Below are 26,886 nucleotides of genomic sequence, written 5' to 3' on the forward strand. Positions count from 1 at the left end.
TAGATATCCCGGGGCCTTCGCATCTCGAAAATTGTCGAGAAGTATTGAAATGGTTACTTATCTGTAAAGTCAATAGTTGATTTAGACTTATTGGGTATGGACTGGCAGCAGCTTTTAATGCACCCATTGCAGGGGCTATTTTTACGTTGGAGGAAGTTCATTTGAACTTTTCGCCTTTAATCATGACTGCATCACTTGCGTCATCATTGGTGGCTGATTTTGTATCCAAGGATTTTTTTGGAATTAGTCCGGTTTTTCACTTCACTAATAGCGGGCCTATCCCGTTGAAACAATACGTTCATTTGATCATTTGTCGTTAAAACAACGGATGGTCAACTGGTTCCCAATGCTCCTGTCACGGTCGTTTGGCTGGATAAGAACTGGAGTGAGGGCAACAGTAGTCGTACCAGAACAGCTTCTAGGTATACGAACAATAACGGGGCATTCAGTGTGACTCTTTCCCTCCCACAATCGACAGGGAAAAACGTGGATTATATAAGTGAAATTGGCTCTACACATTATTATGATCTTACAGGAGTAGCGGCTCAGGTCGATGGAACCTCGATTAGTACAACGGATATTGTGTATCTTTTTACTTATAGCTTGAGAAATTAACACATTATTTTAATGTAGCGTAATTCATGAAAGAGTCGCCTTTTAGAATGGCTTGCGGATGCTATCCATTTCTTAAAAGGCGACTCTTCATTTTTTTTCATCAATGCTATGCAAATGGCACTGTTATCATAGATTACAAATAAAAATATTTGGCACAGTATATTCCATTAGAACCAAAAATGCTTTATGATAGAGCCATACAGCCTAGAAACGCCCTGGTTTATCCGGGGAATAGCGGGAATTCCTAAACCATTTGAGAGGGGATTTCAGTATGAAGAGGTTCAAAAAGGCTATTGCAGTTATGTTAAGCACGATGCTCCTGTTTGCTTTCGGGATGACTGCAAATGCGAGTCAAAGCACGGAGGGTGCCTCGGATCAAGCGATTAAAGCCGAGTCCGGAATTCAGCTAACAACTGAAAATGAAGACGTAATTAAGCGTTTAACGCGGGCAGACAAGCCTGACAGTGTTACATCTTCGGTTTATGCAATGAAGGAAGAACTCAACTTCAAGACCCCAGACACAACCTCATTGAAAAGGGGAACCATTTCTTCGCTGAAAGCAAGCCCAATGGCTGCATCAGCCACAGCTTCCTCTGCTACGTATTCCGGTACGATTACGCAAGAGGGGGGCACACAGTTTTTATATCCGATCTATTTGCAGCCCGGTGAACTGTTGCAGGCCCAGTTAGATGGTCCATTTTCAGCACAGCTAGACTATGACTTATACTTGTACGAGTTTGATATGACGACAGGTGATATTAATCCCAATGCTATTGACGCTTCCACCTATGGTACTTATTTCAACAATTATGAACAGGGGGCTGCATCACTTCCTGAAAACGTAGGCACCCGCAACGCTGCTGGATATGAAAAGGCTTACGCGCTTGCAGTCCATGCCAAGAAGGGATCTAGCATTAATGATCCTTTTTATCTAACGGTCGACACAAGCTCCAGCTATGATGCCTATGAGCCGGATGAGAGTGCTTTTCATGCCTATAATTTCACCTTTAGTACGGGTGGCTCATCGCTTAATTCGCGCTCTATTCATTCCGGTATTGATAACGACTGGTATCAAATCACGATCCCGGCCAGCCGCAATTATGATGCTTTGAATGTAAAGCTTGACAATACTTCGGAAAGCGACGGCTACAACGCAGAAGTTTATGGAGCTCTTACAGGAAACCAAATGGTGCTTTTACCGCAAACGAATCACAACGTTACCTTAAATACAGGAACCTACTATGTGCGAGTGTACACAACAAATCAGTATTCACCCGATCATTTGTATACACTCACACTTAAGCCGGTACTTCGGGCCGGAAAAATTGAAATTACCGGCTATGATTCCAGTAATGGTCCTAATGATTATCCGAACTACTCATATGGTCGTCATTATCGGGTTAATCAACGTAGTAACTTTACCGTGAAGGGTGTCGTTAAGACAACTGACGGTTATCCAGTGGCAAATGCACCAGTGGATGTGACTTGGTTGAACCAGAATTGGACCGAAAGCAGCGGAAACCGTACTCGCACAGGTACGGCATATACGGATCAGAATGGAGCCTTTAGTGTAACCCTTTCCCTGCCATCTTCAACTGGAAGTATTGCGGAATATCTGCCTGGAGCCATCAGTTTTACACACTACTATGATCTATCGGGGGTAGCCGCTCAGGTGTCAGGTACTTCGATTATAGATACAGATATTGTATATCACTTTGCCTATAGTATTTACGGCGGGTGATAGATGGGTTCATAATGAAATCACCACAGTAACTTGTTACTTGAATATTTTATATTTGAAGCCAAGGTATCTTTTTTCAATATTTGTTCATTTCTAGGACAAAGCATATATTCATTCCATATATGCTTTGTCCGATATATATAGAAACAGGGTCACATTACATTATACATACGCCTTAGATTGCCTGTTACAAACATGACAGGAGGAAACAGGATGAATTTTGGGCCTCTTAGAGCGCAGCAAGCTGTTGTTAATTCTAGCAGCTTACGGATCAATCCGACAACCAAGCAAGCCTCAGTACCCCAGCTCCATGAAGAAAAACTTTCGGGATTTGTCATTCAAGACTCCGTAGAGATTAGTGAAAGCGGCAGACAACTGGCTGAAGGAGCTATCGTATCAAAGGCTGCCAAGTATTTTGGTACAACCCAGATCAACGATTCATTAAACCGGGTTTTGGAAGGTCAGCCAGAAGAAGTATCCAATGCAGTGTACAATATGATTCAATCCAATTTTATCGTCGACGGAACGGTAACGGATGAAAATCAGCGAGCTGTGTTGCTGGAGATGGGAGTTTCCCAATCCAAGTATATCGCAGATCATTATATGGAAGGCGATAAGGCCAAGGAATTTCTGGAAACCATGAACCAGATAGCTGGAATTGCTTTGACACGATCCATAGATTCAGAGACCGGAGATATTAGCTACACGACTCCAACAGATCGCCCGTTAGGCGCACCTGAGGATTATGTCAAGCTGTCGGAAGTGATGAAACAGGTGGACCCTCAAAAATATACGGCCTACATGACTGATATTAAAGGTGGAGGAAATGGGCTAAGCCAGCTGTTAAATTTTGCACAAAAGGTTCCTCAACACCCCGATTGGATTGCTAAATATAAAGAGCGTGCGGGACAGACCGAGGAGTTGTTGAATAACACGCCGTTAAACAATCGGTTTGACAAAGCTGATACGACATCGGCTTCCGCATTTATGAACAGTATGCAAAACCTTCTTAAGGAATCCTCGGCTACTCAGGACTCTTACATGCAGAATATGCGGGGATTTTTTCGGAACTTGGGTGTTCAGGTAGATTAAAACCTGCAAATAATTTTACAGTTCTGTTTACATCCTGCTAGGAACGAAGTATAATAGCTTCAAAACATACTCGTGAACTTGAGGAAGCACCTCAAACTTAGGCATTACCGCCTTCGTTTGAGGTGCTTTTTCTATTTTAGCCGAAGCGAGTTTAAAACTCTTTGAAAATCAAATAAAGTAAGGAGAAGTGTATGGTTCGAAAAAATAAGCGAAAGGTAAGGAAGTACAGCAAGTGGGTGTATGGATTTTTGGCTTTACTACTCCTATTAACGACGATTCCCATATTTCCTGAAAGGGTCTCAGCCGCTACTCAAGAGATCATTGGAGGCCCTTTTTGCCAAAACAATTTGCCGGGTGGGGGCAACACATGGGGGTCTTCGTCAGGAAATGGGATAGGAGTAACGGAAGTTTACAGCGGCATGGGTTCGGCAAGATATAAATGTGAGGGCAGTGTGCAGCCAACCAATCGTTTTGTTGATATTGGAAGATCTATTAGAACTTCTGATTATAGGGTTTTTGTTTACATTGAAGGGTCTTACCACACAGATATATATGCATCTAATGCCGCAGCGGGGAGCAGTTGGAGGCCTGACGGAACGAATTTATATACATGGATTAATGTAACGAAATTCTATGCAGATAGCTTTTATCAAGGAAAATGGGTAGAGATTACTGACTCTATTACATTAAGAGATATACGGTATTTTAGAGCCATGGGGTACAACCAGCAGACAAGTAATGAAATATCTAGGTTTGGCATACGTATCGTTCCCAAATTGGACTTGATGCCTAAGCCGCCCCAGATTCATGCAGGCTCAGAGGGGCAAGCAGTTACAGGCTGGACCAATGAGCCTGTAACCGTTCGGATTAACGGGGATGTGGCGCCTGAAGGGCTAAAATACTTTGAATATAGCCTAAATGGAGGAGCATTCCAGCCATACACAGGACCTTTTACTGTATATGAACATGGCGTAAATACGATCTATGCCCGGACAGTGGACGTGAATAATCAGTACAGTGGTCTTTCCTCCGGGAAAGTTCGAATAGACAAGATGCCGCCAACCCCACCAGTCATAAGTGCAACGGGAAATAGTAATGACTATGCCATTTCATTGCAGCCGGGAACAGATGATTATTCTGGACTGGCCCATACTCAATTTCGTATGACGGGTGTTGTGAATCAGGATTGGCAAGACTATCGTGAAGTGTTTCATGTGAATAAAGACGGCAAAAGTACGGTTTATGCACGCTCCATAGACAGCGTTGGTAATGTGAGCCAAGAAGTAAGCAAAGAAGTCACTATTGATAAAAAGGGGCCGACTGCTCCTATCATCCGGGCTAGTGAGGCAGGTCCAACGATCCGTGATGTGAATATTGCCATTGATTCAGGAAGTGACCCTACAAATGGAATTAAGATGACACAGTATCGCTTGAGTCCAGCAGGGGAGTGGCAGACATATCATGGAATTGTGACATTAACTGATGAAGGGAATTACGAGTTATCAGCACGGACAATCAATAACCTGGATGTTCCTAGTCCAGTCGTGACTCAATCGGTCATGATTGATCGAACCAAACCAACGCCTCCAGAAGTTACGTTTTCCGAGGTGACGATGCCTACCCGGTACACCAATAAGCCAGTGCAATTTTCTCTATCGGGTGCGACCGATAATACAGCAGTGCATTATGAATATCAATGGGGTTCTGGCGGCTATGTACCTGGGTCATCGGGAATATTAAATCGTTCCGGTATCGTAAAAGTGACTGCTCAAGCTGTAGACGCAGCAGGAAATCGAAGTGATCCGGTGTCGGCAACGTCTTATATCGATTTGGAACTCCCGACGATTGAGCTGACGCCGGATTCACGCGAATGGAAGGATTCCAGTATTCATGTGACGATACGATATGTCGACCAGCATTCGGGGATCGAACCAGCGACAATGCAGTATAAAATCACCAACAGTCCTGATTCACCTGAAAATTGGGATGCAGCGGCCGATACAGCAATCCAGTTGAATCTTTCAAATGAAGGTGAGTGGTATGTTCATGCCAAGGCCAAAGATCGGGCGGGTAACATTTCTGAAACAGTCAGTAGTGCACTTCGCATTCAAAAGCAGCCCCAACCCGTTGTGCTCTCTGCGACATCCGTACGAAACACAGAGGCCGATTTGCAATGGACTCTTCCATCTGGCTTGAATGATGGTTACGTCTATACCATCCGGAATCTAACAACCCATGAGGTTTGGGATGTTACGCATCCGACAAATTCTTTTACCAATAAAGGGCTACAAGGAGGACATCAATACGAATATGAAGTGCGTTCCAGTAATCATGTGGGAGGTAATGCATATTCCAATCGAGTGCGTGTTTTAACGCTACCTGATGCGCCCGATCATATCCAGTTAAGAACTGTTTCTCGTTACCCAGCAGAGATCATGGCCGACTTTACGCCAGTTGCTTCTGCTAACAAATATAATATTGTAGCAACGGACGTAAGTACGGGAGAAGTCATATTTAGGGATACGGTTACACAGGATGTTTATCCAATTATGGGAATGGAGCCTGGTAAATATTACGATGTTTCTGTATCAGCTATGAATGAGACTGGAGAGGGTGCGGCAAAGCATGTATCTTTTTTAAGCTTGCCAGACAGCCCAGCCGGATTCCAAAATGTAACTGTAAGAGAAGATGGAGTTGAATTGAAATGGAATAATGTAGTTACAGCCACATACTACGCATTAGATCGAGACAAAGTATCGGTTTATCATGATGTGTATACGGAATTCACAGATACTGATCTTCAGGCGGGAACAGAGTATGTTTATCGCATTTCGGCTGAAAATACAACGGGATTCGGAAATTATGCTCATCTGGGAGTCATCACATTACCGGCTCGGGTGACTACGCTGGCGAGTGTGACGAAGGATGTATATTCTGTCGGTGTAGTGTGGCAAGATGTGCAGGGGGCTGAAGGATACATTTTGAATGTTAACGATGAGCCGAATGTGGAGATTCCCCAGGGTATCCACTCTTATACTTTTGAGAGCTTGCCAGCGGGGAGACCTGCAAGTATTCGTATACGGGCCTACAATCGGAGTGGCATAGGTGAGGATGCTACTATCAATGAATTGACGCTACCTGCTTGGGCAGTACAGCTTGCAGCAGTAGATGTTCGGGAGCACGAGGCCACATTGAAATGGGACCCTGTTGATGGAGCAACTCAATATAAGGTAACGATCAACGATCAAGATTATTACAGCACCGAGCCACGTGTAGTTGTATCTGGATTAGAAGGTGGGAAAAACTACAATTTTCAAGTGAGTAGCGGTAACAGCAGTGGTTTCAGTCAGCCAGCGCGGGGTGAACTGCTGACGCTTCCGCCTCAAGTGCAAAATGTCAAAGTTACAGAACTCGGGAATGACCAGATTTTGCTGAGCTGGGATGGAACAAAGAGCGCTTATCAATATGCTGTAATCCGCAGAGATACGGGTGAAGTCTTAGACACCAGGGATGCTCATATTAAGCTCTCGGGTATTCAACCCGGTATGATTTACTCGTTTGGTATTCAAGCCATGAATACGAGCGGTGCAGGTGACATAGCTCCCTTCACGTATCGTGTGTTGCCAGATGAAATACCAGATAATAGGTTGATTGTGAAAGACGTAACTGATACGAATCTGGTTGTTACGTGGAAAGAAGCTCCAGGCGCGCATGCTTACAATATATACCAAAATGGGGCGCTTATCGGTCATACGAACCATCTTGAGTTTAAAGTAGGCGGATTAGATAGTTCTACAGTGTATCGTATTACCGTTAAGCCGGTTAACACGAGTGGTGAAGGTAAGCCGACCGAAGTTGAAGTGGAACTGCTGCCGTCTCCAGACTTTAAATTATCGAAGACAGAAACAACGGATAGCGAGTTTATCATCCATTGGGAATCAGAGCATCATAATGATATTTTCGTTCTCACCAGTGAAGGAGGAACAGAACTATACCGTGGTAAGGAGCGAAGCTTTATCTGGAGAGAACTCAGAGAGAAGCAGTTGTACACAGTTCAACTCTGGGCAGAAAACAGTCAAGGAAAACGCACAGAGGCAAAACAGGTGAACGGTAAAACTACAGGGAAACCTGTGGACACAGGTGGCGGAGCAGGAGGGGCGGCGAGTGTAAAACCGATTCAGTCTGTTGTAGATCCACAACCTGTTGTGAAGGAGCAAATAGAAACAGGGTTCGTTCAAGCCACGTCAGTTGAGACGAAGTCCAATCATTTTAGTGACATTGATCGGATATTTAATAGAGAGAAAATAAATGCACTTGCTGATTTGGGTGTAGTGAAGGGGACGACCCACACGCTATTTGAGCCGAACAGACCTGTAACGCGTATGGAGTTCACTTCTATGCTGGTCCGTTCCTTGAAATTACCGCTCGAAACGGATGTGACTTTAGGCTTCGAGGATATCAATCCATCGGCGTGGTACGTTGATCTGCTCAAAACGGCGATTAGAGATCAGGTCGCTCGTGGGTTTAGTAATAGAGAATTTGGCCCAGATCGGGTCATTAACCGTGAGCAGGCGGCTAAAATGGTGAATAACATTATCAAAGCTACTCCACAGCAAGAAAGCAGTGCATACTCGGATTCCTCTCAAATTGTAGAGTGGGCCAGAAAGGATGTACTTGGCCTAACCGAGATTAATTTAGTACAAGGATATCCAGATGGTAGCTTCCGTGCCAAGCAGGAAGTCACACGTGCGGAAGCGGCTGAGATGATTTATAACATGCTTCAAATGAAATAGCAGAATGAATGTGAGTAACTGTTATAGTTGAGACAGACGAAATTAATAAATGAGATTTTTTATACAAAACAGTTTTGAGATAGAGTGGGGACCTTGATTGTCAGAAACATTGATGGATCAAGGTTTTTCTACTTTATTTGATGATGAAACAATAAAAATTTATTAATAACCTCGTTATACTCAAACTGCGCATCAGTTCAGTGATCGTCATCTTTGAACATACCTCAAGTGTTTTACTACTTTTATGACCGGAATATAGTTAAATCAACACATGATGCCTTGTATTTTCAACCAGGTTAGCAGAAAGTGACGGAGCTTGTCCGCGATAAATTTTGAGGAGTCTGAGGAACCCTCATAGCCTCTTTGTGCATAGCGAGAAGTAAACTATTTTGGAAAAATGTTGAGCTGTGCAGCAATTCCGATCAGGATTATACCTAAGATCATATAAAGGTCAGCATATAATTGGGCACTGAAAAAGAAGCGATAGCCGCGACTGTCACGAGCACGATCAGAACCTTGTTGGCTGAGGCCGGAACCTACGTCGTTAAGACTGCCGATTGTAGACAACGTCAGCCTTGAGTCGAGCAGACTCATAAGCAACCGAAGGGAGAACAGGTGCGGATTGTTAATCTGCTGCCTGTTGAACTGATTGATCGTTCAATGACTTGACTGAAATATGTTCCTCTAACAAGGGGAGACGGATTTTTTTAAGTACATGTAAAAGTTTAATATGTCAAACAATTGACACAAGTCAACCCTTTGACATACAATTCAATTGTAAGCGCTTTATTTAGATGATCAGAGCAACTAAGAACAAGGGGGATGACAAAGTGAGGAAATTCAAAAGAGTTCAATGGATGGTAATGCTGCTTCTTTTGGTTATGGTAGTGTCCGCATGCGGAAGCTCCGGTAATTCGGCTTCTGGAGGAGGATCAGCGGATTCGGGAAATGTGAAAATTACGCTTTTGAATTCCAAAGGTGAGATCCTTACACAGCTGGAGGATGCCGCCAAGGCATTCCAGGAAGACAATCCGGGCATCACGGTTGAAATCCAGCCGGTTCCGACCGGTGGATCACCTTTTGAGCGTGCCTCTGCATTGTATGCATCCGGAAATCCACCGACCATGATCATGCTGGATACAGGCGATGTCGAGAAATTCAAGGACCGTATTCTCGATCTGAACGGAGAAAAGTGGAATGCGGACACTGTTGAGAACGCTACTACAGCTACGACATTTGATGGTAAGAATTACGCGTTTCCGCTGGCTGTTGAAGGCTACGGATTCATTTACAACAAAGCCGTTGTTGATAAAGCGGTAGGTGGAAGCTTTGATCCCGCCACAATTAAAACCCGAAATGACCTTGAAAAACTGTTTCAGCAAATAGAGGCATCCGGAAAGAAAGCACTGGTAATATCTCCAATGGACTGGTCCCTGGGCGCTCATTATTTGCCTCTTGCTTATGCTGGCCAGAACAAAGACATGGCTGAAGTGAACAAGTTCATAGCGTCACTGAAAGCGGGCAAAGCCCACTTGGCTAACAATCCGGTATTTAACGGACTTATGGATACATTTGACGTCATGATGAAATACAATATCGATCAGGCTTCCCCGCTGGCAGGGACTTATGAACGCGGACCAGAGCTGCTTGGCAAAGGTGAAGTCGGCATCTGGTTCATGGGCAACTGGGCATGGCCGCAAATCAGTGGTTTTGATACCGCTAACAAAGAGTATGGTTTCTTGCCTGTACCGATCAGCAACAATGCCAATGACTACGGCAATCAGGAGATTTCGTCCGCTGTATCCAAACGCATTGTTATTGACAAAGAGAAGGCTACGCCGGAGCAGCAGGAGGCAGCGAAGAAGTTCCTGAACTGGATTGTCTACGAGAAGAAAGGCCAGGATTTCCTCGTGAACAAAGCGAACATTATCCCGGCGTTCAAAAATATTACATTACCTGCGGCCGACCCGCTTGGCAAGTCCATCCAGGATTATATCGCAAAAGGCAAGTCAGAGCAGTCGATGAGTACACTGCCTGCTGACCACTGGTCCAAGGTAGGTTCTTCCATGCAGAAATATCTGGCGAAACAGGGCGACCGCGCAACACTGGTAAAAGAAATCGAAGACTACTGGAAAAACGTAAAATAAGTTTTTCTCGAAACCACCCGGAGTAAAGAGGGGGATCATCATGATTGTGGAAAAGGGAGTGTGGAACCGGCTCCGGTCACGGCTGCTGTTTACTGGTCCAACCTTGTTGGCCTTCATAACGGTAATGATCATTCCGTTTTTGTACGGCATCTATTTGACGTTCACGAACTGGGACGGTATTTCCACGACACTATCGCTGGTGGGTGTCCAAAACTACCTTGCCGTTTTTCGGGATACTGAGTTTTGGAAATCGTTCGGCTTGACGCTCAAATATGTGTTTTATACTGTAGTTCTTATCAATGTTATCGCTTTTATGCTGGCCTATGTGCTGACAAAAGGGTTAAAGGGACAGAGTATTTTCCGGGCGGGATTTTTTCTGCCCAACCTTGTCGGCGGCATTGTACTCGGTTTTATCTGGCAGTTTATCTTCAACAACGTACTTGTCTACTTGGGACAACATGCTGGCATTCAGTCACTCAGCACAACTTGGCTGGCTGATCCCGACAAAGCTTTCTGGGCACTCGTGATTGTAACTGTGTGGCAGAACGCGGGTTACATGATGGTCATTTACATCGCGGGATTGACCGGTGTGCCGAATGATATTATGGAGGCTGCAAGCATTGATGGGGCGAACAGCTGGATTAGACTGCGGAAAATGGTCCTTCCCTTGATGGTTCCTTCTTTCATCGTATGTATATTTTTGTCCCTGCAGCGCGGATTTATGGTCTATGACGTGAACTTGGCGCTCACGAAAGGCGGGCCGTTCAGCAGTACTCAAATGGTGTCGATGCATGTGTATGAAAAGGCTTTCCTTTCCCGTGATTATGGTGTGGGGCAGGCGGAAGCATTCGTACTATTCCTGATGGTTGCTCTCATCACCCTGCTTCAGGTTTATTTTAGCAAGAAGTTGGAGGTGGAGGCATAATGACAAGTCAAAAAGCCGTTTCCTTCATCATCAAGTTCATTGTACTGACAGTCGTGCTCATATTGTTCATCGTGCCATTCGTTTTTCTGCTGATCAATTCGTTCAAGGAAAACATAGCCATTACCTCCAATCCGTTATCGCTTCCAGAGGTATTCAATATGGCTAATTATTTGAATGCGTTTAATAAAATGAATTATATCGATGCTTTCACTAACTCTTTGGTCATAACAGTGTTAAGTGTCTTGTTTATCTCACTGTTCGCGGCGATGACGGCTCATTATTTTGTTAGAAACAACACCAAGTTCAACCAATATACGTTTATGCTAATGGTTGCTTCCATGATTATTCCGTTTCAGGCCATCATGATTCCATTGGTGAAAATTTACGGCTCGCTTGATCTGCTGAACAGCAAGTGGTCACTGATTTACATGTATATAGGTTTTGGCAGCTCGCTGGCCGTCTTCATTTTTCATGGATTCGTGAAAAGCATTCCGAAGGAGCTGGAGGAAGCGGCGCTGATTGACGGCTGCACGCGGATTCAGACATTTTTTCGGATCGTGTTTCCAGTATTGATGCCTACGACAGCCACCATTTCCATTCTCAATGTACTGTGGATCTGGAATGATTTTCTGCTGCCTTCCCTCATTCTGGTTGATCCAGAGCAAAGGACACTTCCATTGTCCACGTACAACTTTTACGGAACCTACACAGTGGATTACGGTCCGCTGATGGCAAGTTTGGTACTGACGGTATTTCCTATCATTATCATCTATTTGTTCGCCCAGAAATATATTATTCAGGGTGTTATGCAAGGTTCGATTAAATAACGGTAGGGGAGAGGAGGTCTTGAAACAAACTAGAGTGTATACGAGAGAGCGTGCAGATCAATTTATTTCTCAATCGAAGTATATGCAGGCTGCTGTTCCGTCCGCTTGAAGAGGTAAAGAATTACCGATCCAATCTGTTCGAGCAGCGGGATATCTTACTGACAGGCCAGCAGATTATGGAGACAGGCGGGGACAGCTATGAATTGAAGGTCGTATTTGAGTATGAGGCTGGTAACACCGATGAATTCGGCTTGAAACTCAGGGTGGGTAGCGAAGAGGAGACTATCGTACCGTCCCGATGACGGTCTGTTCCGTTTCAACCGTGAGTGTGCTGGTATCGGAGCGGGTGGTGAGAGAAGAGTGCCCGTGGGCTTGCACGAGGGCTGTCTGGAGCTTCGGATTTTCGTCGATAAAAGCTCGGTGGGAATATTTATAGGTGACGGTGAATACGTCCTAACAGAAAGGGTGTATCCTGGACTGGAATCATTGGGCATTCGTGCGTTTGCGAGCGGAAAGTGTACGATTGTTTCGTTTCAGAAATGGGATATCTTCATATAGAACTGCATGAAAAAACAGGAACCTGACCGTTGATGGCCAGGCTCCTGTATTTCGGCATGGTTGATACTTCTAGGCCTTTGCTTACCGCAGTGAAACAGTACAAACAACGGGAAAACCAACATGTCTTCCACTGTCTCTCAAATAAGAGTTTACTCTTGCAAAAACTGAGAGGATATGCTTACCATTTCCTAACAGGTTAAATATCTTATTGATCCTAATGTACATTATTATGCTCCTCATACAATGTTTTACGTATTTCCTGATTCATTACCCCTTCTGTTTGTAAAATTCATGATACAACTTCATTAGTGCACGCTTCTCAATCCGTGATACATACGAACGAGAAATCCCGAGTTCTCGGGCAATTTCGCGTTGTGTACGTTCCTCTCCTCCGGCTTCCAGGCCGAATCGACCAATTACCACTTCTTTTTCACGCTCATCTAAAATATCCAGGTTGCGATAGATTTTACTCTTTTCGATTTTAAGCTGTACCTTATCTACAATGTCGTCTGTATCTGTACCGAGGATATCAATTAAGGTAATTTCATTACCTTCTTTGTCCGTTCCTATAGGATCGTGCAGAGATACGTCTTTGCGTGTTTTTTTCAGAGATCTTAAATGCATTAGAATTTCATTTTCTATACAACGAGCTGCAAATGTTGCCAGCTTTGTGCCTTTCCCGGTCTGAAAGCTTTCGATAGCTTTTATCAGTCCGATGGTGCCGATGGATATGAGGTCCTCCAAATCTTCGCCTGTATTATCAAATTTTTTCACAATATGAGCTACCAGCCGCAGGTTATGCTCAATGAGTGTGTTGCGGGAATGTGCATTGCCTTCGGCAAACAGCTTTAGGTGTCGTGCTTCCTCTTTCTCGGTCAATGGCTGCGGAAAGGCGTTGTTTTTCACGTAAGAGACGAGTAACGTCAATTCCTTGATGAACAGAGCAATAGCACTAAATAGTCCGGGCACGGATGACACCTCCTGAGGTAGTTGCGAACTTACCAGCCTTTGTTACTTACCGGGCTTGCGGTCTGTTTATTGTATGTGGGCAGGTGTCTATCCGTGCCTGTACTCCTAAAACTGCTACATAACAATTTATGGGTCCATCCTATACGAGTACATTTCTGAAGTTTAATTTTCGTACAATGACGCTGTGAGAAAATTTGTTTATACTTAAACTACTTAAGCAGTGAAGAGCGTAATAGATTCGAGGAGGAAGTCAATGATTTTAGTCAGCTCGTGTTTGGCAGGAATGAAGGTGCGATATAATGGAACGGATAGCCTGGATGTAAATATTCAGAAGCTGGTAGAGGAAAAGAAGGCCATGATGATTTGCCCTGAGCTGCTGGGAGGCTTTATGACTCCGAGAGAGCCTGCGGAAATTGTTGGGGGGACGGGAGAGGATGTGCTGAACGGTACAGCCAAGGTGGTCGAGTTCTCGGGCAACGATGTCAGTGATATGTACATTAGAGGTGCACACGAGGCTTTAAGCATAGCTAGAGAGGTTAACGCAACTCTTATCGTTTTAAAAGAAAACAGTCCGTCCTGCGGATCAGCAGCCATCTATAATGGGGCATTCGAAAACCGTAAAATTGCAGGTAATGGAGTAACCTCGGCTTTGTTAAAAAAAGAAGGCTTTAAGGTGATCTCGGAAGAACAAATATCGGAAATATTCTTACCTAAGGAAATGTAATGGAAAATCAAGCGTCTTGACAGCTTACAGGCTCATACACCTGCGGGCCAAGACGCTTGTTCGTGTGTGCTGTTACACCATAGGCGCCCCATTATTTAAGCTTTAATGCCAAAATTCCTAGATATTCCTTGAGGGCTGTTCCGGTTGTTGACATCGCTCCGGCGGACGGCGAGAGCTTGGCGGCATACAGTGAAAGATTTTCACTTGCCAGATAGTCGGTTGGATAAGGTGTGACCTGTATGCCTGCACGCTGAAATTCCAGCGCAGCACGTGGCATATGGAAAGCAGAGGTCACCAGAATGGGTTTTGTGAGCTGATGCTGTTTCAAAATTCGAGCTGTAAATGCGGCATTTTGCTGTGTGTTCAAGGAACGGTTTTCGATCAGGATATCCTTTGCCGGAATACCGAGTCCGAGAAGCTGCCTTTGGGCAATATCCGCTTCATTACCACTGTCGCCAAACACTTGTCCACCTGAAAAAAGAATCGGCAAGCCTGTTGCTTCGTGCAGCCGGGCTGCAGTGAGTAATCGGTTGGCCGCAGAGCCTAACAGATTGCCTTGTCCATTGATGTCCGGGGTTCCAGCTGTGGCTCCGCCTCCCAGCACGACAATAACATCGCCTTGAACGGTGCGAGGCTGTGGATACTGCTTTTCCAGACTGCTGATTAGCGAATCTCCAACCAAGTTGGTGGAGAAAGCATATAGCAGCAATGTGACCACAAGCAGCACGACAGCAGGTTTACGTGCACGTTTCCACAACCAGACTACAAGCCCAGCCATGGCGAGAATAAACAAACCGGGAGGGAGCACGAAGCTGTACAAAAATTTGATGATATAAATCAAGTGCAGACAACCTCCTATCCTTATAAGCTCTATCTTTCTTTTTGGTATATTGTAACATAGACAATTACCCGCTTCCTCTGCCCGGAAATTTCACATATTTTGTTTGAAAAAGTTGTTTTATAGGCGTAGTATATAAAATCTAAGGATTTTTTTCATAGAGGAGCGAGAGCATCATGGGAGAGTTGACGACAGCCAAGCGAATAATGATGATCGCGCTATTGGTTGTATTATGGGGCATTTCTTGGCCCATCTATAAAGTGGCACTGCAATTCACGCCTCCACTTCTGTTTGCAGGGCTACGTACACTGCTAGGAGGTTTGCTGCTGGGGGCGATTTTAGCGCCTCGCTGGAATCGTATCCGTTGGAAAGAAAATTGGCGGGTGTATGCTATTTCCGGTATTTTTAATGTGGTACTTTTCTATGGTCTGCAAACGGTGGGGCTGATGTACGTACCATCCGGGCTGTTTTCTGTGCTGGTATACCTCCAGCCCGTACTGGTAGGCATTTTTGCATGGATGTGGCTGGGTGAAGCGATGTCTGGACTCAAGGTAACTGGATTGGTCATCGGATTTTTAGGCGTTGCAGCAGTCAGTGTGGGAGGCTTCTCAGGACATGTGGCTGTGGTGGGTGTGATCATCGCGATTATTACAGCCGTCAGCTGGGCATTGGGAACGGTCTATGTGAAAAGAGTAAACCAGCGTGTGGATTCGCTGTGGCTGGTTGCATTTCAATGTACACTGGGAGGCATCGTGTTGACGGGAGCCGGAACGGTGACGGAAAGCTGGTCAGACATCGTATGGAATGTACCGTATTTGTCAGGGCTGATATTCGGAACGGTGCTGGGAATTTCACTTTCCTGGCTGCTGTATTTTGCACTTGTTAATTCGGGAGATGCGAGTAAGGTGGCGTCTTATACGTTCTTGGTACCTGTGATCTCGGTGTTCGTCAGCTCGTTGGTACTGGGCGAAGCGATTACGGCTTTCTTGCTCATCGGTCTGGTCTTAATCGGGCTTAGCATTTATTTGGTTAATCGTAGAGCGAGAGTAGTACAACAAGCTTGAATATAATAACGATCATGAAGTAACGAATAAGGACTCTGCGCAGGTAAGCAGGGTCCCTTTTTATATGCCGGCAGGAGATACAGTGAAGTGAGTAAGTGACTTGTGTGGGAAACGCAACCCAAAAGATAGACCTCAATAAAACGATTTGCCCAGGAGCTTCGTCTTACCTTGTAACTAAAGATTAATTTGGTGTGTAACGGATGGATTCGAGGGAGAAAACATTTTAGCACATTGGAATGAGGGCAGTACAGCAGTGGAGGAAGATCTATTTTTCCAGAAAATATCAGCGCAAAAAAGAAGGCTGTTCGGTATCGCATTTAGTTACTTGCGGAATCAAACGGATGCAGTTGATGCGGTACAGGAGACTACCTGCAGAGCGTGGATGAAGCGCAAGCAGGTAAAGGATGCGAACAGCTTCGATTCCTGGGTGACTCGTATTCTTATCAATGTTTGTGTAGATGAACAGAGGCGGCGCAAAAGATTGGTTTTGGCAGATGGTCGCATCGATATCGAAACGAATGAGATGATTAACGACAGCATGCTTGATGTACAGAATGCGCTCGCCAAACTGAAACCCAAACACAGGCATGTCCTGATTCTGAAATATATGCACGATATGACGGTGCCGGATATTGCGCGTATTCTCGAAAAGCCGGAGGGAACGATAAAAAGTTGGGTGTATCAGGGTTTGAAGCAGCTGAGACGCAAAATGGGGATCGAAGAAGGAGGGCTTAATCATGCGTGAGGAAGAAAGTTTATTAAGGACGGCGAGTCATGAAATGAAGATTGCGGAGAAAAGAATGGATGACCGTGTCCTGGACTTTGCAATTTCGCGAGGGATCGCGGAAGGACAGCGTAAAGAGAAGGGATTAAGGAAAAAAGGACGATTGCTGGGGACAGCCGTATTGGGAGCGGCAGCCGTGATCGGGGCTATATTTGTCGTTCATGATGGAGCCTTGACACCTTCAGGCCCGTCGAACGCTCATTTTGATGCCCATACCGTTTCATTGGATTCCAACGAATTCAGCGGTTTTCAAATGCTGGCCGAGCGGGAGCCCGCCATTCGTAGCGCTTTCGAACTCAATGCGGTACAGCCGCTACAGATCACATCAGGAACAAGGAAGCTATAAACTCACCATAAACGGTTTTTATGCCGGAAGTGACCGGATTACCTTGCTTTACAGCTTTGAAAATAAAGGCACCAAACCCGTCGATTTGGATCATTTTTCCATAGTGGATCGTTCGGAGCCAGCCTCCGCCCGTTTTACTATGATCGACGTATCATCTATCCATAGAGCACGCTCGGAAATGATGAAAGGACTACTACATCAGTTTGAGCCCGGGACCAGCTATGGGATCATGGAATTTTATGTGGCAAAGAAAGCGGATTGGCTGAAATTGCAGTTGAACACGACGTTAGTCCCTGCACAGACGGCCAAAGATTTGCAGACGAATATCAATATCCCTAAAAATGCGGTTCGTTTTGAATTTAAGGACCCAGCAGTTCTTGCCGATACAACCCAAATTAGAAACCGTTTTAGCCTCGATTTTGAGCTTGCATCTCAATCGCTGGTGTCTAATAATCGCGTATTCAGCATTAAAAAACGATGGAAATTGCCGGTCAAAAGATTGACGTGGAAAAGGCAGTTGTGTCCCCTGCCGGGATAAGCCTCGTTTATCGCTATGATTAGCGGAATACGTTTGATATTCATGAGCTGGTGAACCCAAGCCTGGTGATCACATCGAAGTCCGGGAAGGAATACTTATTTTCCTCACTCCTGATGCCGACGTTTAGCGGTTCCGATGGTCGGATAACGACATTATTCAAAGATTATGAGGGTGTGGAAGATCTGCATATACAATCAATCCGCTTCAAAGCAGCAGGAATTCAGGGGATTGAAAAAGCCAAGTCCACATTAGTTGTCGACATGGATAAAAAACAAATACTTGCTGGCCCAGATGATTCCGTCTCGGTTGTAGCGCTTCCCGAAGGGGAAAAATCACAGCTCGTTGCAGAAGCCCAAGCTAGAGTGCTTACGCTGAAACTTTCCCATAACGGGCGAAAACACCGTATGCTTTCTCTTGACCCCGTTTTTACAGACGGTGATCATGTCGAACACAAGCTTACTGAAGGATATGATTGGTCGAAAGAAGTGCATTTGTATAAATCACAGGAAAAATACGATAACAGCTTCTTTTACTACACTTTGGATAAGCATTATCCTCAGCCGCTTACTTTCCACATTCACGGTTATGATCGTAAAATTTCTGATCCGCAGGGATTAATAGTTCCGGTTGAGTAATTAATTCAATTCGTTAAGATCTTCAACAAGGCAGTTGGCTGCCTTGTTGAAGGGGTTTCCTCCCTGGGGAGTTGGTTAAGATTAAGATATGGGTGACAGCGTACAGCCAATCAAAGAAGGGAGCAGCAGACCATGACACGCAAATTGTTGATAACGGGAGCGGCGGGTACAATTGGGAAAGTAATATATGAAGGGCTGAAACGTGAAGGGAAATATGAAATCACCGCCGCTGACTTGAAGAGGGATGAAGAGGCGGGAATTGTCGAAATGGACATACATGATGCCGCACGACTGGATGAGCTGACACGCGGGGTGGATACGGTACTGCATTTTGCATGGATCAAGGATGAAGGGGATTTCCTCGGCAAAGTACTATCTGGCAATGTAAGCGGAGCCTATAAGCTATATGAAGCGGCGGTACAAAATGGGGTAAAGCGTATTATTTTCGCCAGCTCCAATCATGCGACAGGCTTTTATAAAGTGGGCGAGACCATCGATGTGGAAGATCCCTACCGACCGGACAGTTTTTATGGATTGAGTAAATGCTACATTGAGCTGTTGGGCCGGCTGTATGCTGATCAGGGCAAAATATCCTCATTTAACATTCGTATCGGCAATTTTCCTGGGGATGATCGGCCTCATTCGGAGCGTGCCGCGCATATTTGGATCTCCGAGCGCGATATGCTTCATCTGACCATCTGCTGTATCGAGGCTCGCTCGGAAATGGGCTATCTTAATTTGTACGGCACATCCGCCAACACCGATAATTATTATGATATCGGCTATCTGGAAGAGCTAATCGGATATAAGCCGCAGGATAATGCCGCCGAGCTGCTGGAGCAGGCACAGAAAAACGGATTTCGGGTAAAACAGGATGAGACTGCTTTCCAAGGTGGGCAAAAGGAATAGAGCGAGGCGCCTACTGGCGCCTTATATTACACAATACTTCACAAATATCCGAATTGTTCACTCCTTAGGACACTCCTTTGTTCATGAAGCATGAAAGGCTTCACTTTTCATTTTGAATGCGCTTACATAAGATAAGGTCATACGGCGGCAGTGCTGCAAACCATGCTGTCGGTAACGTATACAGAGGGGGAGTGACTCACATTGAATCAACCTTTACCTAAGAGTACCGCTATGCTTACCACAGATTCCCGTCTGAACGAGAGGAGGCTGGCAAGCGGTAAGAAAAACGGATTTTTCCATGAATTGATTCGTAATCGGATATTATTTCTGATGCTGCTACCGACCTTGGTGTTTTTCTTCATTAACTCTTACATTCCAATGGTGGGCATCTATTATGCATTTACCCAGTTTGACTTCAATACCAGCTTGTTCGATGCCAAGTTTGTCGGACTTCAGAATTTTCAATTTCTATGGCAATCCGGCACGCTGACGAAGTTGACATTGAATACGGTCGGATATAACGCAGCATTTATTTTATTTGGCAACGTGTTAGCGATTGTTCTCGCGATTTTGCTGAATGAGCTACGGGGCCGTTACTTTAAAAAGATCGCTCAATCGGTGATGTTCCTGCCTTATTTTGTTTCTTTCGTTATTCTGAGCGTTATCGTGTATAACATATTTAATTATGATAACGGCTTTCTGAACACGCTGCTGCTGCAATTTGGCGGTGAACGCGTGGATGTATATAACAAACCGTGGATATGGATTTTTCTGATTATCCTATTCTATCTGTGGAAAAATCTCGGTTACAGCATGGTGATTTACCTGGCAGCGATTACGGGGATCAGTGACGAATATTATGAGGCGGCGAAAATGGATGGAGCCAACATTTTTCAGCGAATCTGGTACATCACCGTCCCTATGCTCAAATCGACGTTTGTCGTGCTGCTATTGTTTGCGCTCGGCAGTATTATGAAAGGACAATTCGATTTATTTTATCAATTAATCGGCAACAATGGGGTGCTGTACAATACGACGGATATTTTGGACACTTATGTGTACCGTTCGTTGAAAGTAACCTTTGATGTGGGGATGGCTTCAGCCGCAGGCGTGTATCAGTCCTTGTTCGGCTTTGTACTGATCATGACCGTGAACTATATCATCCGCAAGCTGAACGACGAGTACGCCTTATTCTAGAAAGGAGGACCCAAACGGATGGCGATCAAAGAGGATGCATACACTCGAATTTTTAAAATAATCTCTTATACGATCATTATTGTTGCTTCTATTGCTTGTTTACTCCCGTTTTTACTTATTATTTCGGCTTCACTGACCAGTAATGAGTCGATTATCAGAGATGGATATCACTTTATTCCACAGCAATTCTCGCTGGAAGGATACCGGACGGTGTTCACCTTTCCAGAAGAGGTGCTGCGAGCATACGGAGTGACGATTTTTACCACTGTCGTAGGCACAACGTTGGGCCTGTTCCTGATGACGATGGCAGGCTACGTGCTGGCACGCAAAGACTTTAAATACCGAAACGCATTTTCATTCTATATTTATTTTACGACGTTGTTCGGGGGCGGTTTAGTACCTTGGTACATTATGCTGACGAAGTATTTAGGATTGCTAGATACGTATACAGTGCTTATTTTCCCGGGATTAATGACTCCGTTTCTGATCATTTTGATGAAAAACTTCATTCGTTCCTCCATGCCGGAAGAGCTGTTCGAGTCTGCTAAAATTGACGGTGCGGGTGATTTTAAAATCTATTATCGGATTGTGCTGCCTTTATCTACGCCGGGCATTGCCACTGTAGGGCTGTTTTTGGCCCTGGCTTACTGGAATGACTGGTTCTCATCTTCACTCTTTATTAATGACCCGCATAAATACCAGCTGCAATATTATCTGTATAATGTAATTAACTCTATGCAATTTATCGCCCAAATGGGGGCAGGTACTGGCGTATCACTATCCAACGACATGCCGACCGAGTCGACCAAAATGGCAATGGCTATCGTGGTTACCGGGCCCATTTTACTGCTGTATCCATTCATTCAGCGCTACTTCGTCAAGGGCCTGACCATTGGTGCGGTAAAAGGCTAAAGCGGCATTTATGGGCTGGGATGGCATAACGTGCTAACGTTGTGCCATCATAGCAGCACTTTTTGTAAGCGTTTTATTTAAACAGACAGCCATTTCAAAAGGAGGATTCACATGACATTTACAAAGAAAAGAAAACAACGCATGTCCATCCTGATTGCAGTAATGGTCATCATGGCGCTATTGGCCGGATGCGGAGGTGGCAGCGGAAACAGCGCACAAAAAGCAAACGGAGAGGATGATAAATCCCAAAAAGTACAGCTGCAATTTTATATGCTGGGTGATGCTCCAAAGGATTTGCCAGCGGTTGAGGCTGAAATCAATAAATTGGCGGAAAAAGATCTGAATGCCACCGTCAAATTCAACTATACGACGTGGACGGACTGGGACCAGAAGTATAAGCTGCTGTTATCTTCGGGTCAGCCGATTGACCTGATATTCACTGCAGACTGGACACAGTATCAGGCCTATGCCAAGAAAGGCGCGTTCCTGCCGCTTGATGATTTGCTGCCGAAGGCCGCACCTGCCTTGCAAAAATTTGTGCCTCAGGAAATGTGGGATGGCGTTAAAATTGGTGGCAAAATTTACACCGTACCTGGCACATATAAGGAGTATGTAACAGACGGATTTGTATGGCGTGAGGATTTACGCGAGAAGTACAACTTGTCTAAACCTACGGACATAAAGAGCTATGAGGCTTATTTGGATGGTATCCGTCAGCATGAGCCTAATATGAAACCCATCTCTCTAAATAGCGATATTAAAGGGAACCTGCATGATCGTTATTCCGAATTGGTAACAAAGAGTGTAGGAGCTTTGCCTTATGGCATCGGCATTAAGTATGTAAAACCAACAGAGGTTTACAAGTATTGGGGATCAGATGAGCAAAAAGAAGAGCTGAGCACTTACAAACGCTGGGCTGAAAAAGGATTTATTCCTAAAAATGTACTGAACGTAAAAGATACGCTTCAGGATCAAGTGACTTCCGGTAAAGCAGCGAGTATTTTCGGTGACAATCCAACCCGGTTTAATGATATGGTCATTAAGCTCAAAGCGTCTCACCCGGACTGGAAGCTTGATTATTATCCGTTCCCACTGACGACGGGTTTTGCAACTCCGGTGCATCCGATTCATAACGGCTTTGCGATTCCAAAAAGCAGTCCTAACCCAGCACGCGCATTGGCCTTTTATGAAAAGCTTGTGACGGATAAACGCTATAACCTGCTCACACAATACGGTATTGAAGGCAAGAACTATGAAGTCAAAGATGGTTACTATCAAATGATAGGCAACGGCAGCACGAACGGTTTTTCACGGGAAGGCATGAACAGCTGGGCTTGGCGTAATCCGGAGTACATGCTGTTTGATTCAGGCTTCGACCGTGTGAAGAAGATTTTTGCTGAGCTGGATAAAATCCAGAAGCCTGACCTGTTTACTGGCTTTGCAGAGGATTATACAACCTATCAAGCTGAAAAAGCGGCTTTGGAGCAAGTTGAGAAACAATATCTATATCCGCTCCAAGCTGGACTGATTGACAATGTGGATCAAGGTTTGCAGACCTTCATGCAAAAGGCAAACCAAGCTGGTCTGGAGAAAATCCAGACGGAATATACCAAACAATGGGAAGCCTACGTGAAGGAGAAGGGAATTAAATAGTTTGGTAAGGTGAGCAAGATTTCAAAAGTTGTTATGATAGCAAGAAGAAAAGCAAGTCTCCAGAAAGTTGGAGGCTTGCTTTTCTAATATTCGCTTATTTTTGGAGGGCTTGGCGTAGCCGGTGTTTTCTTTGGGAAGTTTGAAGTTTGTAGGGGTAAACCGCTGAAAGTAGCGGAGAGGGAGGAACGATTGCGTACAAGCGTCAGCGGTCGCCTTTGTCTCCGGATTTATACCGCTAAGGGAAAATCTAAAAATCCGGAGACAACAGCGATGGGAGCAACGTTCCGTTCTCGGAGCGGTGGTATAGAGCGTCTAACTATGCCCCACTTATTGCGCATTTGCTTTAGAACGGCGAAAATCTGTCGGGGTTACGCCCAAACTGCGCTTGAACATGCGGTGAAAATAGGAGCTGCTCGCAAATCCGGTTTGTTCTGCCACGTCAGCCACCGACCAGTCGGTCTGCTCCAGCAGTTCACAGGCTTTGCGAATGCGTAGCTGTTGAATGACATCAACGATGGTGGACATCGTTTGCTGCTTATACAGCCTGCTGACATAGATCGGCGACATATCCAGCTCTTCCGCAATCTGGTTGAGACAAAAGTCGGGATCAGCATAAGCCTGCTCAATTCGCTCATTAATTTGCCGTACCAGTCGTTCCTGCTTCGTATTTCGTTTTTCCGCTAGACTGGAACGAACATGATCAAAAACCAATTGGTAATGCTCAATCAGATCCACTGCGGTCTCTAATCGATCTGGGGATGGTAATTCAGGCTTGGATTCCACTGCAAATCCATTGTGCTCGCTCATATGCCGAACGGCATTATTCACACTCATGATGAGCCGGGAAATTGCTACCTTAACGGCAGAAAACGGATATTCTTCCATATGCATCAGCAAATCTTTAAACATGCTGTGAGCATCCTCTGTATGACCGGATAGCAGGGTATCGAGCATCTTCTTTTCCTTATCCGCCGGGTATACGTAATTTTTTTGCACATCTTCGTCTGTTGTGTTTTGTGCGTTAATAATACAGCCATGACCGCGAAAAAATCGGTGCATAGATGCTTCCTGTACCTGGTGGTACAGCAAATGCAACCGCTCCGGCTGACTCGTGATGGCGCTATAGGTAAGCGATACACTCAGCTTCAAATATTCAAGGCAGGCTTCGCGTATTTGCCTCAATAAGGTTTCCAGCAGTACAGGGTCTGTGTACTCCGCGGCATCAAGAATATTGAGCATCAACAGGATGCTGTCCTCGTCCGTATCAACGGTTTCCACCCGGTATGTCTGCCCGCATATTTCAGAAGCAATATTCATAATGGCAAACTTATAGGGGAGAAGATCAGGGCCGCGTTCGTTTTGCCACCGGGCATACTCATCGACCCGCAATAGTACAAGACGGTAGTCTTTGTCGAACTGGAATGTAATTCCAAGCTCACGCAGTCGTTCTGGCTCTTCTCCGCCAGGGAGCAATTGGATACCCCGAATAATATTCCGTAAAATGTTTTGCCGAATCGTGTACATGCTGTTGCGTTTCTCCGATTCCAGGGAATTCATATGAATAACAATCTGCCCAATAGGCGTATACAGCATTTTGGACAGCAGCCACGAAGCCACGAAGCCTGCGAGTGCAATGATGGCGGCTATCAGGAGCATGGCATTACGAATGACACTCGCCATTTTGATAACGCTTTCATATGGAGTGACACTAATATACTGCCAGCCTAGACCATCCGGAGAGGTATAGGACATAAGTGATCTTTTACCATGAAAGTCTTCTACAAAATAGCCTGTTTCCTGCTTTTTGACACGTGTGTGCAGCCATAGCTGCTCTTTTTCGTTCAAGGCTTCTTCTGTCAGTGTTGTGCCGGACAACAGTCTGCTTTGATCATCCAAAATATAAGCAGCTCCACCTGAGGCTGGGCTTTCCGCCATTTCCTTGTTCATCCAGGCCGCAGACACATTCACAATCACGGCCGAATTCATAGCTTCATTCGAGCTGATTGCGTCATAGCATAAATACGTATAAGCTGCGATATCTGTGCTTGCATGCTCTGCTTCAGCTGCGGAGTCTGAGGCAGACAGCAGCGGATACGTGCGTGGGATAGGTGTGAATGGTTTATAGTCCTGGTAATGATCCAGTACGCGCATGATATCTGTGTCCACCAGCTCATTTTTGCTGAATAACCCATTTTGCCCTTGTGAGGACGCAATATAGAAATTTCTGCTTTTGGGATTATACACATAGATGGATTCAATATACGGCATCGAATTGAGATAATTATTTAATTCAGTCATGGCAGCGGTTACATCATATACATTGGGCTCGGGATAATACAGCAACTTGGACAGGGTACTGCTGCGATACATTTGAAACGCCAGCGATTGAGCGATTGATGTCATGTTAATGACCTCTTTGCTTCTCAATGTCAAGCTGCCGTGATTGGCCTCGAACGCCTGCTTCTTTTCCACCCGAATATAGTAGAAATAATACACAGTGGTAGATACCAGCAACGTAAGCGTGATACATAACGTGATGCTGATCAGCAATTTGCTGTGAATCTTGTGATGCTTTTTGAAATTGCTCATGTGGACAGGCCTCCTGTCTGTGTGCACATAGCTGTTGAGTACACCCTTTTTATGTATTCATTATACGTGTGTTCCTGTGAACAGGACAGTGAACAAACCGATTTTTTGTGAACAATAGCGACTTTTTCGCGAAAAGGCCAGGAACACCATACGCAGATTCGATTGCGTCGGTTCCCGGCCGGGTTTGTCAGTTCAAATAATAGAAGGAAAGATGACGGTTGTTTAATCAGTCAGGGAACTGCACGTTACCTTTAACGATATAGGCTCCGCCTGAGCCATTTTCCGCTAAAGCTGGAATGGTATCGTTCAGTACGACACCGCGAATGTCCGTAATCCGGATTTTTAAAGGCTGGTTGCCTAAATTAGTTCCCAAAAAGTGGTTGTAGTCCTGTTTTTCAAGATTGAGCCATTGTCCATTCTGTTGGACTTCCATTTTCAAGACCGGATATTTATGATTGCGTACTTGAATGGCTGCCCACCATCTGCTGCTGCCTTCTTTAATGCGGTAGGAAACGTTGCCGGTAACCGGAGCCTTGACAACCTTCCACGAAATATTGATTTTTCCATCAATTTGATTGCCGATTTGGTTGAAAGCATTCGGGGACAGATCAAGCGCACCGCTTGGACCTTCAGGGTAAAGATCTGTTACATATACGGTCGTTTTTCCTTTGGGGCTTTGAACTTCCAAATAGGCACCAGCTAATGCAGCCTTGATTCCGTTATAATCCAGCTGTGTGCGGTTAAGAGCTGTAATTTTGGCATCTGAAGGGATGGGATCAAGTAATAATGCCCCTCCCGAGTAACCTGATCCTGTATAGGTGGCATATCCCGTATATGTATCATTCCAAGCAGCTGAAGCGGGAAGAGCGAACAAAACAAGACTGAGCAGTGATGTCAGACCGACAGTTTTAAACTTGCGGATTGCAGATTTTTTTTGCATAATCATTTCCTCCTTGTTCATTTAATAGATTTATATAGTAAATATAAACACTATATTACATAATATTTCAAATTGTACAATAGGCCTTTA

At 44.9% G+C, this 26,886-nt stretch carries 23 protein-coding genes and 1 pseudogene; 20 read left to right on the forward strand and 4 right to left on the reverse strand.

Annotation, left to right across the window (positions count from 1 at the left end; translation table 11 throughout):
• Window positions 1-146: 146 nt before the first annotated feature.
• The 10 genes and pseudogenes from LCF57_RS22810 to LCF57_RS22850 all read left to right on the forward strand — a co-directional run bounded on the left by LCF57_RS22810 (window position 147) and on the right by LCF57_RS22850 (window position 12,698).
• Complete coding sequence (locus LCF57_RS22810; protein ID WP_264083764.1) at window positions 147-320, forward strand: chloride channel protein; 174 nt, start codon at window positions 147-149, stop codon at window positions 318-320.
• Window positions 313-615 (forward strand): annotated as a pseudogene (locus tag LCF57_RS28350) (hypothetical protein); the annotation flags it as partial. The gene LCF57_RS22810 and the pseudogene LCF57_RS28350, both read left to right, overlap by 8 nt.
• A gap of 271 nt (window positions 616-886) precedes the next feature.
• Window positions 887-2,356, forward strand: coding sequence for a hypothetical protein (locus LCF57_RS22815; protein WP_226002756.1), 1,470 nt, complete (start codon window positions 887-889; stop codon window positions 2,354-2,356).
• A 213-nt stretch (window positions 2,357-2,569) separates the two neighbouring features.
• The gene (locus tag LCF57_RS22820; protein ID WP_226002757.1) at window positions 2,570-3,448 is read left to right on the forward strand and encodes a hypothetical protein; all 879 of its coding nucleotides are present in this window, start codon (window positions 2,570-2,572) and stop codon (window positions 3,446-3,448) included.
• Window positions 3,449-3,639: 191 nt separating this feature from the next.
• Window positions 3,640-8,241, forward strand: a complete 4,602-nt coding sequence (locus tag LCF57_RS22825; protein ID WP_226002758.1) for a fibronectin type III domain-containing protein — start codon at window positions 3,640-3,642, stop codon at window positions 8,239-8,241.
• An 830-nt stretch (window positions 8,242-9,071) separates the two neighbouring features.
• A complete protein-coding gene (locus LCF57_RS22830; protein WP_226002759.1) occupies window positions 9,072-10,388 on the forward strand; it encodes an ABC transporter substrate-binding protein in 1,317 nt (438 codons plus the stop codon).
• Window positions 10,389-10,428: 40 nt separating this feature from the next.
• On the forward strand, window positions 10,429-11,313 hold the full coding sequence (locus LCF57_RS22835) for a carbohydrate ABC transporter permease (RefSeq protein WP_025719533.1): 885 nt from the start codon (window positions 10,429-10,431) through the stop codon (window positions 11,311-11,313).
• Window positions 11,313-12,140, forward strand: a complete 828-nt coding sequence (locus LCF57_RS22840; protein WP_226002760.1) for a carbohydrate ABC transporter permease — start codon at window positions 11,313-11,315, stop codon at window positions 12,138-12,140. Before LCF57_RS22835 ends, LCF57_RS22840 begins: the two co-directional genes overlap by 1 nt.
• 50 nt (window positions 12,141-12,190) lie before the next feature.
• A complete protein-coding gene (locus LCF57_RS22845; RefSeq protein WP_226002761.1) occupies window positions 12,191-12,442 on the forward strand; it encodes a hypothetical protein in 252 nt (83 codons plus the stop codon).
• Window positions 12,443-12,476: 34 nt separating this feature from the next.
• Window positions 12,477-12,698: a GH32 C-terminal domain-containing protein gene (locus LCF57_RS22850; RefSeq protein WP_318840774.1), complete on the forward strand. Its 222-nt coding sequence runs from the start codon at window positions 12,477-12,479 to the stop codon at window positions 12,696-12,698.
• A gap of 267 nt (window positions 12,699-12,965) precedes the next feature.
• On the opposite strand, the gene sigK is transcribed toward LCF57_RS22850, so the two are convergent.
• Window positions 12,966-13,667, reverse strand: coding sequence for an RNA polymerase sporulation sigma factor SigK (gene sigK, locus LCF57_RS22855; protein ID WP_007431325.1), 702 nt, complete (start codon window positions 13,665-13,667; stop codon window positions 12,966-12,968).
• 253 nt (window positions 13,668-13,920) lie between these two features.
• Here sigK and LCF57_RS22860 point away from each other — a divergent pair, with 253 nt between their 5' ends.
• A complete protein-coding gene (locus tag LCF57_RS22860) occupies window positions 13,921-14,391 on the forward strand; it encodes a DUF523 domain-containing protein (RefSeq protein WP_226002762.1) in 471 nt (156 codons plus the stop codon).
• Window positions 14,392-14,482: 91 nt separating this feature from the next.
• Here LCF57_RS22860 and LCF57_RS22865 read toward each other — a convergent pair whose 3' ends face one another.
• Window positions 14,483-15,232 carry a YdcF family protein gene (locus LCF57_RS22865; RefSeq protein ID WP_226002763.1) on the reverse strand — a complete coding sequence of 250 codons (750 nt, stop codon included), beginning with the start codon at window positions 15,230-15,232 and terminating at the stop codon, window positions 14,483-14,485.
• Between the two features lie 173 nt (window positions 15,233-15,405).
• On the opposite strand from LCF57_RS22865, the gene LCF57_RS22870 reads away from it, so the two are divergent.
• The 9 genes from LCF57_RS22870 to LCF57_RS22910 all read left to right on the forward strand — a co-directional run bounded on the left by LCF57_RS22870 (window position 15,406) and on the right by LCF57_RS22910 (window position 23,267).
• Window positions 15,406-16,293: a DMT family transporter gene (locus tag LCF57_RS22870; protein ID WP_226002764.1), complete on the forward strand. Its 888-nt coding sequence runs from the start codon at window positions 15,406-15,408 to the stop codon at window positions 16,291-16,293.
• A gap of 253 nt (window positions 16,294-16,546) precedes the next feature.
• Window positions 16,547-17,038: a sigma-70 family RNA polymerase sigma factor gene (locus LCF57_RS22875; protein WP_226002765.1), complete on the forward strand. Its 492-nt coding sequence runs from the start codon at window positions 16,547-16,549 to the stop codon at window positions 17,036-17,038.
• A complete protein-coding gene (locus tag LCF57_RS22880; protein WP_226002766.1) occupies window positions 17,031-17,423 on the forward strand; it encodes a hypothetical protein in 393 nt (130 codons plus the stop codon). The genes LCF57_RS22875 and LCF57_RS22880 overlap by 8 nt, the downstream gene beginning before the upstream one ends.
• Window positions 17,377-17,961, forward strand: coding sequence for a hypothetical protein (locus LCF57_RS22885; RefSeq protein WP_226002767.1), 585 nt, complete (start codon window positions 17,377-17,379; stop codon window positions 17,959-17,961). The genes LCF57_RS22880 and LCF57_RS22885 overlap by 47 nt, the downstream gene beginning before the upstream one ends.
• A gap of 173 nt (window positions 17,962-18,134) precedes the next feature.
• The gene (locus LCF57_RS22890) at window positions 18,135-18,596 is read left to right on the forward strand and encodes a hypothetical protein (protein ID WP_226002768.1); all 462 of its coding nucleotides are present in this window, start codon (window positions 18,135-18,137) and stop codon (window positions 18,594-18,596) included.
• Between the two features lie 132 nt (window positions 18,597-18,728).
• Window positions 18,729-19,505, forward strand: coding sequence for an NAD-dependent epimerase/dehydratase family protein (locus LCF57_RS22895; RefSeq protein ID WP_226002769.1), 777 nt, complete (start codon window positions 18,729-18,731; stop codon window positions 19,503-19,505).
• Window positions 19,506-19,706: 201 nt separating this feature from the next.
• Entirely contained in the window at window positions 19,707-20,702 is a 996-nt protein-coding gene (locus LCF57_RS22900) for an ABC transporter permease (RefSeq protein WP_226002770.1), read from the forward strand.
• A gap of 18 nt (window positions 20,703-20,720) precedes the next feature.
• Window positions 20,721-21,614 (forward strand): carbohydrate ABC transporter permease, encoded by an 894-nt coding sequence (locus tag LCF57_RS22905; protein ID WP_226002771.1) that lies wholly within the window; start codon window positions 20,721-20,723, stop codon window positions 21,612-21,614.
• Window positions 21,615-21,725: 111 nt separating this feature from the next.
• Window positions 21,726-23,267 (forward strand): extracellular solute-binding protein, encoded by a 1,542-nt coding sequence (locus LCF57_RS22910; protein WP_226002772.1) that lies wholly within the window; start codon window positions 21,726-21,728, stop codon window positions 23,265-23,267.
• Window positions 23,268-23,594: 327 nt separating this feature from the next.
• Here the strand turns inward: LCF57_RS22910 and LCF57_RS22915 are convergent, their stop codons facing one another.
• On the reverse strand, window positions 23,595-25,856 hold the full coding sequence (locus LCF57_RS22915) for a helix-turn-helix domain-containing protein (RefSeq protein ID WP_226002773.1): 2,262 nt from the start codon (window positions 25,854-25,856) through the stop codon (window positions 23,595-23,597).
• A gap of 226 nt (window positions 25,857-26,082) precedes the next feature.
• On the reverse strand, window positions 26,083-26,796 hold the full coding sequence (locus LCF57_RS22920) for an expansin EXLX1 family cellulose-binding protein (protein WP_264083765.1): 714 nt from the start codon (window positions 26,794-26,796) through the stop codon (window positions 26,083-26,085).
• Window positions 26,797-26,886 lie beyond the last annotated feature (90 nt).

The sequence above is a fragment of the Paenibacillus sp. BJ-4 genome (assembly GCF_020404765.1).
Classification (GTDB): domain Bacteria; phylum Bacillota; class Bacilli; order Paenibacillales; family Paenibacillaceae; genus Paenibacillus.